The organism is Exiguobacterium sp. KKT215 (assembly GCF_055635335.1).
Genome location: NZ_CM145756.1, coordinates 442,727 through 459,613, shown reverse-complemented (window position 1 = coordinate 459,613; position 16,887 = coordinate 442,727). Strand labels below are relative to the sequence as shown.

The following is a 16,887-nucleotide window of genomic DNA, read 5'->3' as shown; positions in this document are numbered from 1 at the left end:
ACACTTTACTTGGAGGGAATATGAATGAAATGGAATAAGAAACTCGGAATGATGACGATGGCACTCTCACTGAGCGGTTTACTCGTTGCTTGTGGTGAAAACGACACGACGAATAATGATACGAACATGAATGATCAAATGGAAGAGACGATGGACGGGAACGACCATTCAGGAATGGACATGTCCGGGTCTGGTGACGTCCCCGAAGGCTTGAAGTCAGCAGAGAACCCGACGTTCGCGGTCGGCGACACGGCCGTCATCACAGAGGCCCATATGCCTGGCATGGAAGGCGCGGAAGCGACCATCGTCGGCGCCTACGATACGGTCGCCTACAGTATCTCGTACGACCCGATGCACGGAGGCGAGCGCGTCAAAGACCATAAATGGATCATTCATGAAGAGATTGAAGGTGCACAGGACGACCCGTACGAGGTCGGCGACGAGGTTGAAGTCAATGCCGAGCATATGAGCGGTATGGGCGGAACGACTGCTACCATCGATTCTGTCGAAGAGACGACGGTCTATATGGTCGACTTCACGTTAGAATCCGGCGAAGAAGTGACCAACCATAAATGGGTCACCGAGGAAGAACTGTCGGCACCTTAATCGAGACGTTTGTCGGAACGTGGTCACGCCTTCTCAGTAAGAGCAGGCAAGTGAAACCGGGGCACATGCCTCGGTTTTTCTTATGTATGGGACGAAGCATTTCAAGGAAACAACTGACAAAAGAGATTGATTCTCATTAGCCTTTTTTTATCTAGGCTAAACTAATTAAAATTACCCTGTTTTTCAAAAGCTAAACAGCGAGAAATCGGAGTTTTTTTGAATTTTAGGCACATATCCTTTTACCAACAAAACGTTGTATGTCTCATTTTCGTTGATATGACTGGACTTTCTCTAATACATAATCGTTTTCATAACGATTATACTTTTTTGAAATATAAATGACATATTAGAATCTATTTTTTGATGGTAAAATTTTTTTATAAGGTAATTATCATTGTTCTGTCGCATTGTTCCATAATTGAAAGGATTTACCATACTATGAAAAAACAACTGATGACGATCACATTAGGCGCCCTTCTTGTTTCCGGCTTGACACTTCCCGCTTCGACACCGGTAGAGGCAGCTACATCGTATAAAGTCAAAGTCACGACGAATGTTTTGAACGTGCGGAGCGGCCCATCGACGTCTTATCAAAAAGTCGGCAGTGCCAAACTCGGCCAAACGTTCACCTATCTCGGCGCGACCGGTTCATGGACAAAAATCAATTATAACGGCAGTACAAAATACGTCTCGAGTACATATGTTAAAAAATATAGCAGCACGTCACTCCAAACAGCGACAGCGGGCAAGTTCTTGATTCCTGCGAAAGGCACGTTGACGCAAGGGTATGGCCCGGCGAGCGGCAAATACGGCTACACGTTCCATAACGGCATCGACTTGGCGGCCGCGAAAGGCACGACAGTCCAAGCTGGAGCATACGGTGAAGTCATCGTCGCCCGCAACTATGGAGCGTACGGTAACCACGTCATGATTTCGCACACGATCAACGGTCAAGCGTACACGAGCGTCTACGCCCATATGGATCGTTTGAACGTCGTCAAAGGACAAAAAGTCGCCAAAGGCGCGAAAATTGGAACGGTCGGCAACACCGGCAACTCGTTCGGAAGCCACCTTCATTTCGAAATCCATAAAAATAAATACGTCTACAGCAGCTCGACGGCTGCCAATAGCGTCAACCCGTATACGTTGTTCTAATCCTACCACCTTCCTCTAACATACGAGGAAGGTGTTTTTTCCTAGAATCGTGCGCATTCCGTCCGACTATCCCGGTTGTGACCCATTTCTAGCTAGGTCTATGGGGGGTATAGGGAATCATCGGCGAATATCGTATAATAAAGGAGTATGTCGATATTACTTTACGTATATATATATAGCTTTATATCGAAGGGAGGTTCGCGCGATGACTCGAAAGTCATTCTATCCGGCTCGCCGGTACCATGGGCACTCGACGGCTAAACGAATGAACCAGATTCACGCACCCCAGTCGTTACCGATTCATTCACTTGTCGAAGAAGTTCAAGATGCGGTCTGTTATATCGACTTCACACGGAACCATCTGTATTCGAACGAACAGCTTCGCGCCATCTGTCCCTCGATGGTCAACCAGCGTTTCTCGCGCCCAGAAGACATGACCCGGTTCTTCCACGAAGCGTTCGAGCGGAACGGCGCAGATATGAACGATGTAACGCTGTTTTGGGAAGAACTCATGACGAACCGGTTCGGCTGTTGCCCGAGCATGGATGCGAAGTCGCTCCGCATCGGCGAGCGCACGATGCAAGTCATCGTGAACTTCACACATACGCCGCGCGGCGCATTCCTCATGTGGCGAGACATCACCGACTCGATCCGCTTCGAGGAGCAGAAAGACGCCTTCCTGGCCGAACTGTCCCACGAGTTCCGTTCCCCGCTCACGGCCATCAATGGTTACGCGGAACTGCTCATGTACCAACATGGCGACGACGAGAAAACACATGGGATGTTGACGCTCGTCAAACGGGAGGCCGAGCGACTCGAGCGGCTCGTCGATAATTTCCTCGACTACCAGCGTGTGAACTATTCCGTGGAGTTATTGTCGTTGTCGACGTTCGACTTGCGACCATTGCTCGAGGATATCGTCGCACACTATAAGGCGACAGCCCCCCAGCATGACGTCATCTTGTCCGCGGATGACATGACTCTCGAGGCCGATCAGGAGAAGCTGTTGCAACTACTCCATAACTTGATCGGCAACGCGATCAAGTATTCGCCGAACGGCGGCACGGTCTACGTCGAGCTGACGACCGAAGACGACACGTATGTCCTGTCGGTCCGTGACACCGGAATCGGCATCCCGAGTGACGCCATCCCGTATGTGTTCGATGAGTATTACCGGGTCGACTCGGATGCACACCGTCCGATCAAAGGGACCGGTCTCGGCCTACGCATCTGTAAACGGATCGCCGAAGCGCACGGCTGGGGCATCCATGCCGACTCCGTGTACGGGGAAGGCACGACGTTCTCCATCTACTTATATCCCAATAGTTCGACGCATGCGACGTCACTCGCCGAACGGGAGACGTCCGACTGACAGGACCGTCTTTTTTGAATGAATCACCTTTAAAGCGGGAACAGACGAGAAGAGAGACGTAGAAAGGATGATTCGCATGAAACGTCAACGTGGCTTTTTGGCACTCCCGGTCGCCGTCGCCTTTATTCTCATTTTCGGGCTGTTGTTCGACAACTGGTGGCTCGGACTCGGGATTGGCATCGCGATGTTCTTCGCGTTCCAAGGGACGAAGAAGAAGGCTTGAAACTTTTTGAGGCGGCGCCCGTAGTAATTGGACAAAGGAGACATGCTCCATGTCCAATAAACAAACGACCGGCAGCTACGCCTTTCCGCTCGCCCTCGGCGTCGGTGTCTCGACTGCCATCGCGCTCGATCACTACTTGATTGGACTCGCAATTGGCATCGGGTTGTATTTTGCTTTTAGTGATTCGCCGAAGAAGACATGACAAAGACCGCTTCATTGAGCGGTCTTTGTCATATATACTCGTGCTTCGTGCGGTAGCAGTTGATTGATTTCATTTAAGGAAGGCTGATGTAGATGGCATCTAACAAACCTACACCTAAGTTTCAACTCGCTTTTGCATTACTCCTGTTAGGAGGTGTCTTTTTCCTTCTTCATGAGGTAGATCAGCGAGAAACTTTTTTGAACGAAACGTTAACTGAGCATTTTTCAATCGATCAGAGCGCCTATGATGTCGAGTTCAGCATGAATCAATTTGGGTACTTATATCGCTTGAATTTCGAGGACGAAAACAGAGTCGAGTATGAATTTTTCGTCAAAACCAATCAAGAGAAAGAGTACGTCGTCACCTATTATGGACATAATTCAAAAGACGATTCACCTTTGAAAGAAGATGAATTTACCACGTTGAACAAAGAATACTAAATTTAGAGAATTGCCATGAGAAGAGGCCAGCTGATGCGAACACGTCGCGCCAGCTGGCCTCTTTCTTACATATCGATTGAGTTATATCCAGCCTCACTTCAATGACGCAACCTCGATTGGAACCGCTCGACCTCGTCCGTCATGATGGCGTCGACACCAGTCATGTCCGGCAACTCGCTCGGGTCATTGATGGTATACAGGCGAAGCAACCGATTTTGTTCGCGAATCATCGCCGCATCTCTCGTCCCGATAAATGCCGGTTGAGCATGAACCGCCTCGGCTCCGACTCGTTCCACAAATTCAACCAGATTCGGATGCCCGTCCCCGGTCAAGACGGCGATTCGCGCCTCGCGGGCGACGTCCCGCAACCGGACGAGCGTGTCCGGGTTGAACGAGGAGAAGACGACACGCTCTTCTAACTTGAACTCGGTGACGGCGAGCCACGTCAAATACTCGATTCCTTCATAATCAAATTGATCCGTCTTCAACTCGATATTGAGCGTGACGTCGGAAGGTTCAATCAAGACGAGTACTTCCTCGAGCGTCGGGATCCGTTCCCCGCTCTCCGTCCGGAGCAAGCGGAGCTGCCGAAGCGTCATATCTTTGACGAAGCCGCTTCCGTTCGTCGTCCGGTCGACCGTCTCGTCATGGATCACGACGAGGCGTCCGTCGCGCGTCAATTGGACATCGAGCTCAATGCCGTCGACGTGAGGAAACGCCGCCTTGAACGCGCTGATTGTGTTCTCCGGATACTTGGCGCTATAGCCGCGATGTGCGTAAATCAACATATCATTGTCCCAAGGTGGAAGTTGTCTCATCGGCCGCGCGCTTCAATGCCTCTTCGACCGATACGCCTTGGTATAGGCTCTCCATGGCGTTGACGACGCTTTGACGTGACTGCGGGAACGTCGAGATGAGGGCGCCTTGTGTCGCTGGCGAGGCTTTCGTCTCACTCAATTGATCGACCGTCACTTTCAGTTGCGGGTACTCGGCCCACATCTCTTTGACGATCGGCTCGTCATACGCCTCCGGGTTGATGGCGAAGTAGCCCGTCTCGACGTGCCATTTGGCCTGTGCTTCTTTCGACGCCGCATACTTCATGAACTCCCATGCGCCCTGCTTCGTCTCGTCGGCGATCCCGTCACCCATCCAGAGCGAGGCCCCACCGATGATGACACCTTCACGATCGGCATCGTTCGGCACCGGCAAATACGACGCCCCGACCTCGAAGTCAGCGTTGTCCGCCACGGTACGAATCCCAGCCGACGAGTCGAGATACATGGCAACTTTTCCGGATTGGAAAGCGGCACGCATGTCGTCCCAGTTTTGACCGACGTTCATGAACGTCTTCTCGTCATACATCTCTTTAATCAAGTTGAAGGCGTTCTGCCCTTCTTCCCCATCAAAGACAGCTTTCGTAGGTGCCCCGCTACGGCCGTTGTCGTTGTCGACATAGAGCCCGCCTTGCGCGGCGACAAGTTGCTCGAAGAACCAACCGTAGTTGAGCATCGTGAAACCGGTCTGCCCGTCGGTCGTCAGTGCCTTCGCCGCTTGCTTCAGCTCGTCATACGTGCGCGGCGCTTTCTCTGGGTCGAGGCCTGCTTTTTCGAACGCGTCTTTGTTGTAGATGAGTACCGGTGTCGACGAGTTGAACGGCATCGAGTACTGCTTGCCGTCGACTTGATAATAGCTCAAGATGTTCTCTTCCCAGACGCCCGTATCGAAGTCCTCTTTGTCGATGAACTCCTGGACCGGCGTGATTTTGTTCGAGTCGATCATATACTTCGTGCCGACCTCGAACGTCTGCATGATGGCTGGTGCGTCCGCTGACCCTGCGACGGCGTTGAACTTCGTGAGCGCCTCTTCATACGTGCCTTGGAACACCGGTTTCACTTCATAGTCGTCCTGTGACTCGTTGAAAGCGTCGACTTGGTTGTTGAGTGCGGTCTCTAAGTCCCCGCTCATCGCGTGCCAAAACACGACTTCTGTCTTCCCATCCGTCGTCGTGGTCGCCGCTGCCTCTTCCGCTTCTTGACTGCCACATGCCCCGAGCAATAATACCGAACTGGCCAACCCTGCGAATAATGCTTTCTTTTTCATGAACGTTTCCCCCTATTATTTGATCGCACCTTGCGTCAAGCCTTCCTGTAACTGCTTTTGTCCTGCGAATAACAGCATCAGCGTCGGGATGATAATCATGATGACCGCCGCCATGACGACGCCCCAATCCGAGGCGACCTCGTTCGACTGCATCTGCTTAATCCCGATTTGAACCGTGCGGGCCTGCTCCGTGTTTGTCACGAGGAGCGGCCATAAGTACATGTTCCATGTCGTCAAGAAGCTATATACCGACAACGTGACGAGCGGTGTCTTCGAGACCGGCAAGACGACGCTCCAAAAGAAACGGAAGCGGCTGATGCCGGCGATTTGTGACGCCTCGTACATCTCGTACGGAATCGTTTTGAACTGTTGTCTTAGCAAAAACGTTCCGAACGCGAGCGCGAAGAACGGCACCGACAGCCCCCACACCGAGTTGAGCCAGCCGAGCGACTGAATCGTCAAGAAGTTCGGTACCATCGTCGCTTCCCACGGCACCATCATCGTCGCGAGGAAGAGCATAAAGATGAGCCCTTTCCCTTTGAAGTTGATGAAGACGAACGCGAAGGCGGCAAGACTCGACAAGACGACTTGACCGACCATGACGAGGAGTGCGACGACGAGACTGTTCCATAAGTACGTCATAAGCGGAATCCGCTCGAACGCGGCGACATAGTTGTCGAACGTGACGTCGCGCGGGATGAGGTTGCCTTTTAACACCTCACTCCCGTCCATCAGGCTGATTGAGAACGCATAGGCGATCGGGAACAGCATAACGATGGCACTCAAGACGAGGAGCGTATACGTGACTACTTTCCGGAGCGTCATTGGTAATGCACCTTCCTTTCGACGAGCTTGAACTGGAGCCACGTCAACAGGAGGACCGTCAAGAACAAGAGCACGGCCTGCGCACTCGCCCCACCGACGTTATAGTTGATAAACGCGTCCTTATAGATGGCGTAGACGATGACATTCGTCGAGTTCGTCGGCCCACCTTTCGTCAGCAAATCAATCTGCCCGAACGTCTGAAACGCATTGATGAGCGAGATGATGCCGACGAAGAAGAGGGTTGGTGACAGCATCGGGATGGTGATTGCTCGGAGCTGGGTCCAATACCCCGTCCCGGCGATGTCCGCACTCTCGTATAGCGTCCGGTCGATGTTTTGCAGCCCGCCGAGAAGAATCAAGAATGTGAAGCCGATGTTCATCCAGACGGTCGCGAGCGAAACGGATAGGAGCGCATACTGCGGGTCGAGGAGCCACTGCACCCCGCTCGTTCCGATCGCTTCCAAGAAACGGTTGAAGATGCCGATGGACGGGTTGTACATGAACATCCAAATGACGGATGAGGCTGCGACGCTCATTCCCATCGTCGCCGAGAACGCAGTCCGGAAGATGCCAATCCCGCGCAGCTTCTCGTTGGCGAGGAGCGCCAGACCGAGCGCGATGATGATTGTGAGCGGGACGGTCAACAGAACGAAGCCGACCGTCGCCTGAATGCTTTGCCAAAACGAGGCGCTCGTGAACAGCTTGGCGTAATGCTCGCCGCCGACGTAACTGAGCGGCGTCCCTTGTGTGTCCGTTTGAAAGAAACTCAAGTAAATCGTCCGGAACAGCGGATACACGAGAAAAATCCCAAATAACGCGATCGACGGGGACAAGTAGAGGAGCCCGCTCGTCGCGTCCGATAATCGGGTCCGGACGCGTTGTCTCGGAAGGGCGACCGTCATTGGAACACCTCCAACGCCTCGAACAGTTTCGGTTGCCGCGGTTCAATACGATTGCCGTTCGTATCAAACAAAGATATCTGTTTCGGGTCGACGTGACAGGCAATCTTCTCCCCGATCGACAGCGGCCATTGTCCTGGCCATTTGGCGAGCCATTCGACGCCACCCATATCGAAGGCGAGAATCGTCTCTGTGCCGAGCACCTCGATGTTCTTCAGTTCGGCATAGAACGTGACATCCTCTTTCGCCGGCGTGATTTGTTCCGGACGGATGCCGAGCGTCGCCGTATCTTCTCGCGTCAGAGTGTTCGGATGGAACAGGCGTCCGTCCGAGGCGACCCAGCCCTTGTCATTCCGCTGCACCGGCGTCAAATTCATCGGCGGTGAACCGATGAACGAGGCGACGAACGTGTTCGCCGGCTTATTGTACAAATCGAGCGGTTGACCGACTTGTTGGACCTCGCCATCGTTCAACAGCATCATCCGGTCGGCCATCGTCATCGCCTCGACTTGGTCGTGCGTAACGTAAATCATCGTCAGCTTGAGCTTGCGTTGCAGCTGCCGGATCTCCGAGCGCATTTTGGCCCGAAGTTTCGCATCCAAGTTCGAGAGCGGCTCGTCCATGAGGCAGATCGGTGACTCGGTGACGATGGCCCGGGCCAGTGCGACCCGTTGCCGTTGCCCGCCCGACAGCTCGCGTGGCTTTCGCTTCAAATAGTCGGTCAGTCCGAGCGTCTCGGCCGCTTCCAAGCAACGTTCGCGCTGCTCGAGCTTCGTCAGTCCTTTCGTATGTAACCCGAACGTGATGTTTTTCTCGACGGTCATATGCGGATAGAGCGCATAGTTTTGGAACACCATCGACAGTTGGCGTTCGCTCGGTTTCAAGTCGTTCGCGGCGACGCCGTCGATGCGGAGCGTCCCGCTCGTGATTGACTCGAGCCCGGCGATCATTCGGAGCATCGTGCTCTTGCCGCAACCCGACGGTCCGACGAGGGCGAAGAACTCACCGGCCTCGATTGTCACGTCGATGCCACGGATGACTTCCGTCTCGTCGTATGACTTTTTGATATTCTGCAGTTGAATCGATTTCATATGATATCCTCCTTCATTCCTTGCGACGCCCATAATCGCTCATCCCCGGTCGAGACGGCGAACGCCCCGTGGGACAAGGCTTCATGCACGTGAATCGGTTTTCGAATCATCCCACCCGTCACAATCGGCAACGAGACGTGTTCCGCGACGTGCTCGATGACACTCGGAATGAGACCCGGCATCAGTTCGAGCGCGTCCGGCTGTTGGTCTTTCGCCATCTTGATGCCTGACGAGATGGCGTCCGAGTCGACGAGGAATAGGCGCTGCACCGTCATCAGGCCGGCCCGTTTGGCATGTTGGATGACAGACGCCTTCGTCGTCACAATCCCGTCGGCGCCGACGCGTTTCGCCAAATAGTCGATGCCGTCACGGTCGAGACTGATGCCGTTGATGCGTTCGGCGTGCAGGAACACGGTCCGATTCTCGCGCTTCAAATGGGCGACGTAGCGATCGAGCGTGCTGAGCGTCCCCATCATGAGGAACGTCGTCGTCACGTCCGACTGCAGGAACTTCTCGAGTTGTTTCGGTGATTTGATGGAGGCAATCATCTTCTCTTGTCCGATCGTGCGGAGCGTTTCATTCACTTGAATCATCCTTCCCTAAAAAAAGGACCAACAGAAACAGGACGTCATCGACGTACGGGCTTCTGTTGGTCTCTCGAATGTTCTACCGGTTGCTATTCACTTGGCATGAGGGGTCTCACAAGTCATATCGTAACGGATGAATGTAAAGCGGCCGTGAAGCAGATGCAAAAGTTTGTGAAGATGACGTAAAAAAACCGACTCATAAGGAGTCGGTTTCGTCGAGCGTCTGTCTCGCCTTCGCCAAAATGTCGGCTTTGACGGCATCGTCCCGCCCTTGCCAGTTACGGACCATCATCTTCATGCGTTGGTTCTTCGCGAACCGCTCCTCGTGCTTGTCGATGAAGTGCCAATAGAGTGCATTGAACGGACAGGCGTCCTCTTCGGTCGTGTGTTTCGGATTATACTTGCAACCTTTACAGTAGTCGCTCATCTTGTCGATATATTTTCCCGAGGCGATATACGGCTTCGTCGCGAGGCGCCCGCCGTCGGCATGGAGCGCCATCCCGAGCACGTTCGGTAGCACGACCCAGTCGTAGGCATCGATATACATCTCGTTGAACCAGTCACTCGTCTGTTGTGGCGACACTTCGAACAGCGTCGCGAAGTTGCCGAGCACCATGAGCCGTTGGATGTGATGGTTATGGGCCCGCTCGATGACGGGTTTTACACTTTGATGGACGCAGTGCATGTCCGTCTCGGCGTCCCAGAAATAGCTCGGCAAGTCACGCTCATGTTTGAACGTGTTGACCGACTCGTAGCCCGGCATCGTCGCCACATAGACGGCGCGCATATATTCCCGCCAGCCGAGAATTTGACGAACGAATCCTTCGACCGAGGCGAGCGGCGCATCCGACGCAATGGCCGCTTGAACGACCTCGTCCGGTGTCAGTAGCCCGATGTTGATGGCCGCCGACAGCAGGCTATGCGACATGTCTTGATTGTCCGACAGCATCGCGTCCTGATACGGACCGAACGTCTCGAGACGTGCTTCGACGAAACGAGCGAGCGCCCGTTGTGCCTCACTGCGTGTCACCGGCCAGACGAACGGAGTGATGTCTCCTGGATGGTCGGCGAAGTCGGTCTCGATTTTTTGGATGACGTCTTTCGTGATGACGTCCGGTCGGAAATGGATCGGTGCCGGGAACGTCAGCCCGTCTTTCGGCGGCTGGCGGTTATCCGCATCGAACGACCATTTGCCACCGCGCGGCTTCCCGTCCTCGAGCAACACGTCGAACCGTTTCCGCATCTGGCGATAGAAACGATCCATCCGCCACGGCGCGTTGCCAATCGTGTCGAGCGCTTCCTTCTTCGTTAAATAGAAGAGCGGCACGTCCGAGTGTTCGACGAGCTTTTGCTTCTGACCGAACTGCCGCAGCTTTTTCTCCATCGCGGCGTCGGTGACGGCCGTGTAATGAATCTCTTCTGGTTCATACCGTTTGAAGTGGTCGTCCCATGCATCCTGGAACGAGTCGGCCTCATGATAGTCGACCGTGTAGCCTTTGTCGCGCAGCTCCTCGGCGAAATGACGCATCGCCGAGAAGATGAGGACGAGCTTTTGTTTATGGTACGGCCGCCACATCGCCCGGGATGTCGCCTCGATCATGACGATGACGTCATCGTTCTTAACGTGATTGAATAGCTCGAGTTCGTGCGACAACTGATTGCCGAAAATCCAAAAGGAACGCATCGATTCAACTCCCTTCCCAAAATGGTTGTGCTACACTCAATCTACATCTACTGGATTCGGAAAGGAATGGTTCGATGCGCTTCACACGTCTCCAAACATGGATTGACAGTCAATACGAGAACCCGCGCGGCATCGTCGGGACGTACATCGGCGAGAAGATGGTCTGGCAACACCGGGTCGAAGTCGATTGGACGATTGAGCAACTTCAGATTCAGCCCGACAATCGCGTTCTCGACCTTGGTTGTGGGGCCGGCGACGCGCTTGCACAGATATTACGTGGCTTTGAGCACGTGCATGTGACCGGACTCGACCGTTCCCCGACTATCGTCCGCTCGGCGCTCCGACGAAATCGAACGGACGTGCAAGCCGGGCGAGCTGATGTCGTCGAAGGCGACCTCGGAACGCTCCCGTTCCCGTACGCACAGTTTGACCGCGTCTTCAGCATCCATACCCTCTACTTTTGGGAAGACGTGCCTGCGGTGCTTCCCGAAATCGAACGTGTCCTCGCACCGGGCGGGTTGTTCGTCATCACGTACTGTGACGGGAAAGCTGACGTGACGTGGGACGGCATCGCATCCATCGTGCGGGAACAGTTCATCCCCGCCGCTTCCGCGCTTGGTCTGACCGACGTCGTCGAGACTCGCGGTCCTGACTCACGTGATTATCATACGGTTGCCGTGACGGGGCGGAAGCCGCACGATGATTTCTAATCATCACTTTATAAGAATTTTTATTCCATTTGCTGTTTAAAATGAAAAGAAACCTCTCGAATGTGAAATCTCGAGAGGTTTCTTTGTTATTTAGCAACGATAGTATTGATACGCTTCGTCATATAACTCGAGCGTGTCATTTCAACGGTCAACATACTGCTTTGACGTTGTTTATTCACATAAACTTTGAAGTTCCCTTTCGAATCAACTTTGACAGCCTTTCCAATATTCGAATCTCTACCATACACTTGTACCGTCGCACCCGGATGTCCTTTTCCGGTCACATAGGTGTGACTCGTTCGTACAGTATTCACACTGAATTGTTTGAACGCATACTTGATGGTTTGTACAGTTGCCGTCGACACATTTCCAGTAGTATCTTTTGCACGGACCGAAACGGTTTTTCCTGGTAGCCATTTATTAATCGAATAGGCGTATGAACCAGAGCTGTTCGCTTTCGTCGTATAGGTCCGCCCGTTATACGTAATGAGGACGGTTGCCCCTTTTTCTGTCTTCCCCTGGACTTTCGTTGACGCTGCCGACATTGCATGGACTGTCGGCTTGGTTGGTGCCGTGTTATCTTTCGCCTTGAGTGTAACTGACGTTTTTTGTCCAAGTCTAGGAATGGTCACGAACTTTAAGCTTTCGCCTTCTTTGTACATACGGACTAGATAGAAACTGAATTTACCTGTTGCATCGATGTTCGTTTGACCAACTCTAGTCGTACCATTCCACACTTCAAGCGTTGCCTGCGGCTCTCCCACGCCTGTAATGTGACGGGATGCTTTTTGGAATTTAACGGCGGATACATTTTTGCCGCTATACGGTTTTGTGACCGTCTTCTTGACTTCATACTTAATCGTTTTATCCGGATTGACGAGTTTGACTGTCACGTCGGCAGGTAATTCAATATCATTCGACCATGTGACCACATTGCCCATGTGTTTATGGCTGACAGTTTGCCCGTTCACGGTGAACTCATACTGTTTTTGAATCATATTGTCTGATGGGGAGTAAAACCAAATTCGCTGATCCCCATTCATACGAATGTCTTGAATTTTGTCACCGACTGGCCCTACATTCGCATATGACAAATTACCCGCTGCATCCTTTGACGTGATTTTCACTTTACTGTAACGAACGCCGTTAATGAATGAATAAATAGGGTCTGTCGTTTTAATGACAAAATCCCCTGTTTTCGAGACTGAGACGGCTTTCTCTTTATCACTACGATAAGTGAACGTAACTTTGGCCCCTGGTTCTGTTTTTCCATAGATGAGTCGTTCACCTGGCAAAACATACTTTTGAAGCGTTACTCGAGGTGCAACCATGTCTTTGATTGTAACTTTATTTCCGAGCGAAGTATTTCCTGCCAAGTCTTCAGCTCGGATGATGAGATGCGTGATTCCATCTGTTTTCAACCTCGAAACCGGCAGTTCTCCTGAAATTAAAAAGCCAGATTGATGAGGTTTATACGGTCGAATCGGAGTAACTTTTTCTTTTCGGACCAACGTTTTGTTTTTGTAGTATTCAATCTCAAAGTTGCCGACGTATTCGATTGCGTCGAATATGAGTACTTCTGTTTCTTGCGGAATCAGGTCGTAAATTTTAAGCGTTGGTCGAATCGTGTCCTCTACTGCATACGTGAAGCGTTGATCTGCTTTACCCGCCACTTGAACGAGGACGTTAAACGTCGAGACTTTCTCTAAGTTGACGGCGAACTCAAATTTCCCAGAGGCATCTGCCGTCACTTCTTTTGTGACCCCTTTCGAAAACTGAAGCTTAGCGTTCGGTTCCGTCGTCCCTTTCAACACTTTCGTATGATTCGTCAGTTTTTGAATCAATGGCTTTTGAATCGCATCAAACGTTCCTTCGACCCACTCCGAGACGCGTCCATCTTGAAGGAGCGTCCGAATCATGAACTTGTCATTTAGCTCAAGTGGAACCGTCGGATTTTTCAAATCTACTTTCTCAACAATCGAACGTCCGTCCGACTTTTCGATCTTCGTCTCAAATGCTATCGTTTTGTTCGGGTAATGAAATGGTGGAATTCCAATTACCATACGATCACTTTCAAGTTTGAAATTTGGAATCGGAGCGGGGCGATTATCCTCCGCACGAAGCTCTACTTTTGGATGAGAATAATTATATTCGTCCAAATAAGAGACCATATAGTTCAGTCCGTATAGTCTAGGTAAAGAAAAGACAATGTTACCCGCTTCATCACTTTTTGCCTGTACACGAACTTGAGCATTTCCAGCTTTTGGATCCGAGTAGGCCACGACAAACTTTTGGTTTGGTGTCGCTTTACCGATCAATCGTGCTTCTGCGAGATCAAACGATTGTGTTTCAAATTTGATTGTTTCGACTTTACGTTTAACTTTTACTTGCTTCGTGAAAATGGTCTGGCCATCTTTTTCAATCGTAAGCGTCCGATCGACTCGATCGTTTTGTGGGTAATAACAATCAAACTGCCCTTGTTCATAACTGATGCCACACCCATCGCCATCAATTAAAATCACTGCACCTGGGAACGTCACTCCCCGAAATTGCGTGAATGACTCTTCGATGATAAATAAGGGACGATCTGGCGTTGCTTTGAAAGCGGGCATTGTGAATCCGTGAATTCCACCAAGCATTTTATTCATCAAATGTGCCGGTTGAATCGAGTATCCCTGTTCTTGATAGGCCCGTATTTCCCAACCTTTGAATGGGAAATCGAATTTACCCGTCCCATCGGCTTGTACAATTTCTTCATCATAGCCGATTTTCACGACTACTTTCACATAAGGCAACGTCGTCCCAGATACGCGTAGCGTCTCATGTGGGGCAGCGTCTAAACGAATGATATCCGTCTTCGCAGCTGTTTCTTTATATGTTTTGATCGGGGTCGATGCCTTTTCCGGACTACTCACATAGACACTAACAGAGTCCGCTTGATTTTTTGGTATTCTTAACGTACCCACTCCTTCTTTTGCCCGTCCCTCGTATGTCGCATGGATTGTATGAGTTGGGTGTGTAATGAACACGAACTCGTTATCAATCATCCCGAGGTATGTCACTTCTTGCGGAGCTGCAGGTTTCATTTGAGGTTTAGGTTCACTTCGCTCAATCATTTGAATGACCTGATCAAAACCATCGCTATTCCGCTGATAAACGGCAATTGTGCCTACTGGTGACTTCAGAAACGTATATGTAAACTTTTTATTGGCGTCACTCTTCGTCTCGACAAGTTTTTCATCAGCTACAATCGTGACATGCTGATTCGGTTGATCTGTAGTCCCTTCTATAACACGCAAATCTGCTGTCGTTTCTGATACGTTTACGGCTTGTATAGGCAGAGGTGAAATGACTGCCGCCAGTAATATCATCGCGATTAAAATCGCACAACTTTTTTTTACTTTTATAAACATCTTTCTGTCTCCTTTTGGAAATATCTGATTAACCTTAAAAAAATATAGCATGATTTTTTATATGCAAATTCAGTTTTTGCTAAAGTGGGTCAATAAAAAAACTAGACGATGTCTCGTCTAGTTTAGCCCCGACTCTTGCGCGTTACGGCAATCCCGCCGAACCCGCTGATGATGGCGATATAGAAGCCCAAATCATAGAACCAACCGGTGTTGTTCACTTCGTAGATGCGATACGTATCATTGAACAATCCTAAAATGAGTGACACCGGTGCAATCCAACCGTGCCAGACGCCCCAAAAGAATCCAGCCGGGTCGGTCGTGTACGTCCCGTCGCCCGGCACACAGCCGCCGAGGACGACAATCAAACTGAGCATGATAGCTAATAATCCGATTCGTTTCATCTGAATCCCTCCTGCTTGTAGTATTCCCGGTTTTAAAGAATTCAGTACGGCCTAACGTGCGCCAGACGAACGAAAACAAGCAGCGACTCATCATGAGTCGCTGCTTGTTTTCGTTACCGCCAAAGTTGGACCGTGTTCGCGAACTCGATGTCGGTCGCGATTTCCCCATCGAGGGCATGTAAATCGAAATCTTTGCCGTCGAGCCACTCCTGAAAATCAAAGATGACCGGGTCGCGGTCGCCACCAAGGGCGAACCACGTCTCGAGCGTCTCCGGGAAATAAGCCGCCGTGTGAATCGTGCCGGCCCAGCTCTTGTACAGCTCCGAGAAGACGCCTTTGTCCGAGTCGTTCATGAGCCGGAACGCACTCTCGGCGTCCTGGACGATATGTTGATACATCTTGATTTCCATCATCCGGCGTGTTGAATCATCAAGATGGTAACGGTTCTCGTGTTGGAGCAGTTCGAAATGGTTTGTGCAGATATTCGACTCGCGGACGCGAATGTCGCGCGGTGTCGCTTCGATGACGCGTGTCTTCGACGACTTGTCGTGGACGACATACGTGAACGAGCCGCGGTGCGGAATCTCTTGAAGCAGATCGACCGCCTCCTCGACCGTGGCGCACGTCTCGAGAATCATTCGGCCAATCATCTGGCAGACGAACCCATCTCCAGGCCGCCGGCGGTTGATGAAGTTATAACCCATGGCGAGCCCTTTCTCGTTCATCCCATCCATCCGGCCGGTGACACGTGAGACGGGACCGATGACGGCGTAACCCTCATCTGGCTGGAACACGTTATAGCGTCCATCGTACGTCATCGGGTGATAGTCATAGTTGCGGACGAGGAAGTTGTCCCCCGTCAAAATCGAACAGCCGCTGACCGGGTTATTGACCCGGAAATGACCGAAGTGAAGGAGCGTGTCGGCGAGCGTCAATTCGAGCTCATCCTGCAGGCCGAGCAGTTCTTCCCAAATCTTCGGAGCGAACCGGTCGAACGCCTGCTTCGCCTCGCGCTCGTCAATCTCAAAGCGCGGGACGCGGAGCTTCCACTGGTCGGTCCGGTTCTCGAGCAGTTTGCTGCGCTTGATGTATTGTCCTTGAAAGCGGCCAAAGTCATAGTGACTGCCGCGGAATTGTGTGAGTTCACTTGAGACACGTTGCATGAAAAAACCTCCCTTG

At 51.6% G+C, this 16,887-nt stretch carries 17 protein-coding genes; 7 read left to right on the top strand and 10 right to left on the bottom strand.

The window, feature by feature from the left end; all coding sequences use genetic code 11:
* Positions 1-24: 24 nt before the first annotated feature.
* The 6 genes from ACZ2GZ_RS02545 to ACZ2GZ_RS02520 all read left to right on the top strand — a co-directional run bounded on the left by ACZ2GZ_RS02545 (position 25) and on the right by ACZ2GZ_RS02520 (position 3,998).
* On the top strand, positions 25-606 hold the full coding sequence (locus ACZ2GZ_RS02545) for a YdhK family protein (protein ID WP_131471402.1): 582 nt from the start codon (positions 25-27) through the stop codon (positions 604-606).
* Positions 607-1,044: 438 nt separating this feature from the next.
* Positions 1,045-1,761 (top strand): peptidoglycan DD-metalloendopeptidase family protein, encoded by a 717-nt coding sequence (locus tag ACZ2GZ_RS02540; protein ID WP_058764770.1) that lies wholly within the window; start codon positions 1,045-1,047, stop codon positions 1,759-1,761.
* A gap of 205 nt (positions 1,762-1,966) precedes the next feature.
* Entirely contained in the window at positions 1,967-3,133 is a 1,167-nt protein-coding gene (locus tag ACZ2GZ_RS02535) for a sensor histidine kinase (RefSeq protein WP_251128685.1), read from the top strand.
* A 76-nt stretch (positions 3,134-3,209) separates the two neighbouring features.
* Positions 3,210-3,356, top strand: a complete 147-nt coding sequence (locus ACZ2GZ_RS02530; protein ID WP_021066172.1) for a hypothetical protein — start codon at positions 3,210-3,212, stop codon at positions 3,354-3,356.
* A 49-nt stretch (positions 3,357-3,405) separates the two neighbouring features.
* The gene (locus ACZ2GZ_RS02525; RefSeq protein ID WP_160327095.1) at positions 3,406-3,558 is read left to right on the top strand and encodes a hypothetical protein; all 153 of its coding nucleotides are present in this window, start codon (positions 3,406-3,408) and stop codon (positions 3,556-3,558) included.
* A 92-nt stretch (positions 3,559-3,650) separates the two neighbouring features.
* Complete coding sequence (locus ACZ2GZ_RS02520; protein WP_214714422.1) at positions 3,651-3,998, top strand: hypothetical protein; 348 nt, start codon at positions 3,651-3,653, stop codon at positions 3,996-3,998.
* Positions 3,999-4,096: 98 nt separating this feature from the next.
* Here the strand turns inward: ACZ2GZ_RS02520 and ACZ2GZ_RS02515 are convergent, their stop codons facing one another.
* The 7 genes from ACZ2GZ_RS02515 to ACZ2GZ_RS02485 all read right to left on the bottom strand — a co-directional run bounded on the left by ACZ2GZ_RS02515 (position 4,097) and on the right by ACZ2GZ_RS02485 (position 11,184).
* On the bottom strand, positions 4,097-4,786 hold the full coding sequence (locus ACZ2GZ_RS02515; RefSeq protein WP_214714424.1) for a glycerophosphodiester phosphodiesterase: 690 nt from the start codon (positions 4,784-4,786) through the stop codon (positions 4,097-4,099).
* Between the two features lies 1 nt (position 4,787).
* A complete protein-coding gene (locus ACZ2GZ_RS02510) occupies positions 4,788-6,098 on the bottom strand; it encodes an ABC transporter substrate-binding protein (RefSeq protein ID WP_214714426.1) in 1,311 nt (436 codons plus the stop codon).
* Positions 6,099-6,113: 15 nt separating this feature from the next.
* Complete coding sequence (locus tag ACZ2GZ_RS02505) at positions 6,114-6,923, bottom strand: carbohydrate ABC transporter permease (RefSeq protein WP_214802209.1); 810 nt, start codon at positions 6,921-6,923, stop codon at positions 6,114-6,116.
* Entirely contained in the window at positions 6,920-7,825 is a 906-nt protein-coding gene (locus ACZ2GZ_RS02500) for a carbohydrate ABC transporter permease (RefSeq protein ID WP_470295434.1), read from the bottom strand. Before ACZ2GZ_RS02500 ends, ACZ2GZ_RS02505 begins: the two co-directional genes overlap by 4 nt.
* Positions 7,822-8,913, bottom strand: a complete 1,092-nt coding sequence (locus ACZ2GZ_RS02495) for an ABC transporter ATP-binding protein (protein ID WP_470295433.1) — start codon at positions 8,911-8,913, stop codon at positions 7,822-7,824. Before ACZ2GZ_RS02495 ends, ACZ2GZ_RS02500 begins: the two co-directional genes overlap by 4 nt.
* Positions 8,910-9,506, bottom strand: coding sequence for a glycerol-3-phosphate responsive antiterminator (locus ACZ2GZ_RS02490; protein WP_029594711.1), 597 nt, complete (start codon positions 9,504-9,506; stop codon positions 8,910-8,912). The genes ACZ2GZ_RS02495 and ACZ2GZ_RS02490 overlap by 4 nt, the downstream gene beginning before the upstream one ends.
* A gap of 190 nt (positions 9,507-9,696) precedes the next feature.
* Entirely contained in the window at positions 9,697-11,184 is a 1,488-nt protein-coding gene (locus ACZ2GZ_RS02485) for a cryptochrome/photolyase family protein (protein ID WP_214802215.1), read from the bottom strand.
* Positions 11,185-11,258: 74 nt separating this feature from the next.
* Between ACZ2GZ_RS02485 and ACZ2GZ_RS02480 the strand changes: the two genes are divergently transcribed.
* Positions 11,259-11,894: a class I SAM-dependent methyltransferase gene (locus tag ACZ2GZ_RS02480; RefSeq protein WP_214802218.1), complete on the top strand. Its 636-nt coding sequence runs from the start codon at positions 11,259-11,261 to the stop codon at positions 11,892-11,894.
* Between the two features lie 86 nt (positions 11,895-11,980).
* Here ACZ2GZ_RS02480 and ACZ2GZ_RS02475 read toward each other — a convergent pair whose 3' ends face one another.
* The 3 genes from ACZ2GZ_RS02475 to ACZ2GZ_RS02465 all read right to left on the bottom strand — a co-directional run bounded on the left by ACZ2GZ_RS02475 (position 11,981) and on the right by ACZ2GZ_RS02465 (position 16,871).
* Positions 11,981-15,307 carry an Ig-like domain-containing protein gene (locus ACZ2GZ_RS02475; RefSeq protein WP_470295432.1) on the bottom strand — a complete coding sequence of 1,109 codons (3,327 nt, stop codon included), beginning with the start codon at positions 15,305-15,307 and terminating at the stop codon, positions 11,981-11,983.
* A 122-nt stretch (positions 15,308-15,429) separates the two neighbouring features.
* Positions 15,430-15,708 (bottom strand): hypothetical protein, encoded by a 279-nt coding sequence (locus tag ACZ2GZ_RS02470; RefSeq protein ID WP_214714438.1) that lies wholly within the window; start codon positions 15,706-15,708, stop codon positions 15,430-15,432.
* A 113-nt stretch (positions 15,709-15,821) separates the two neighbouring features.
* Entirely contained in the window at positions 15,822-16,871 is a 1,050-nt protein-coding gene (locus tag ACZ2GZ_RS02465) for a C45 family autoproteolytic acyltransferase/hydolase (protein ID WP_034779192.1), read from the bottom strand.
* Positions 16,872-16,887 lie beyond the last annotated feature (16 nt).

Excerpts from the sequence above, each read along its gene's own strand:
- ACZ2GZ_RS02540 (WP_058764770.1), top strand. The coding sequence starts at position 1,045 with ATGAAAAAACAACTGATGACGATCACATTAGGCGCCCTTCTTGTTTCC.
- ACZ2GZ_RS02500 (WP_470295434.1), bottom strand. The coding sequence starts at position 7,825 with ATGACGGTCGCCCTTCCGAGACAACGCGTCCGGACCCGATTATCGGAC.
- ACZ2GZ_RS02530 (WP_021066172.1), top strand. The coding sequence starts at position 3,210 with ATGAAACGTCAACGTGGCTTTTTGGCACTCCCGGTCGCCGTCGCCTTT.
- ACZ2GZ_RS02465 (WP_034779192.1), bottom strand. The coding sequence starts at position 16,871 with ATGCAACGTGTCTCAAGTGAACTCACACAATTCCGCGGCAGTCACTAT.
- ACZ2GZ_RS02515 (WP_214714424.1), bottom strand. The coding sequence starts at position 4,786 with ATGTTGATTTACGCACATCGCGGCTATAGCGCCAAGTATCCGGAGAAC.
- ACZ2GZ_RS02475 (WP_470295432.1), bottom strand. The coding sequence starts at position 15,307 with ATGTTTATAAAAGTAAAAAAAAGTTGTGCGATTTTAATCGCGATGATA.
- ACZ2GZ_RS02545 (WP_131471402.1), top strand. The coding sequence starts at position 25 with ATGAAATGGAATAAGAAACTCGGAATGATGACGATGGCACTCTCACTG.
- ACZ2GZ_RS02480 (WP_214802218.1), top strand. The coding sequence starts at position 11,259 with ATGCGCTTCACACGTCTCCAAACATGGATTGACAGTCAATACGAGAAC.
- ACZ2GZ_RS02495 (WP_470295433.1), bottom strand. The coding sequence starts at position 8,913 with ATGAAATCGATTCAACTGCAGAATATCAAAAAGTCATACGACGAGACG.
- ACZ2GZ_RS02520 (WP_214714422.1), top strand. The coding sequence starts at position 3,651 with ATGGCATCTAACAAACCTACACCTAAGTTTCAACTCGCTTTTGCATTA.
- ACZ2GZ_RS02510 (WP_214714426.1), bottom strand. The coding sequence starts at position 6,098 with ATGAAAAAGAAAGCATTATTCGCAGGGTTGGCCAGTTCGGTATTATTG.
- ACZ2GZ_RS02470 (WP_214714438.1), bottom strand. The coding sequence starts at position 15,708 with ATGAAACGAATCGGATTATTAGCTATCATGCTCAGTTTGATTGTCGTC.
- ACZ2GZ_RS02490 (WP_029594711.1), bottom strand. The coding sequence starts at position 9,506 with ATGATTCAAGTGAATGAAACGCTCCGCACGATCGGACAAGAGAAGATG.
- ACZ2GZ_RS02525 (WP_160327095.1), top strand. The coding sequence starts at position 3,406 with ATGTCCAATAAACAAACGACCGGCAGCTACGCCTTTCCGCTCGCCCTC.
- ACZ2GZ_RS02485 (WP_214802215.1), bottom strand. The coding sequence starts at position 11,184 with ATGCGTTCCTTTTGGATTTTCGGCAATCAGTTGTCGCACGAACTCGAG.
- ACZ2GZ_RS02505 (WP_214802209.1), bottom strand. The coding sequence starts at position 6,923 with ATGACGCTCCGGAAAGTAGTCACGTATACGCTCCTCGTCTTGAGTGCC.
- ACZ2GZ_RS02535 (WP_251128685.1), top strand. The coding sequence starts at position 1,967 with ATGACTCGAAAGTCATTCTATCCGGCTCGCCGGTACCATGGGCACTCG.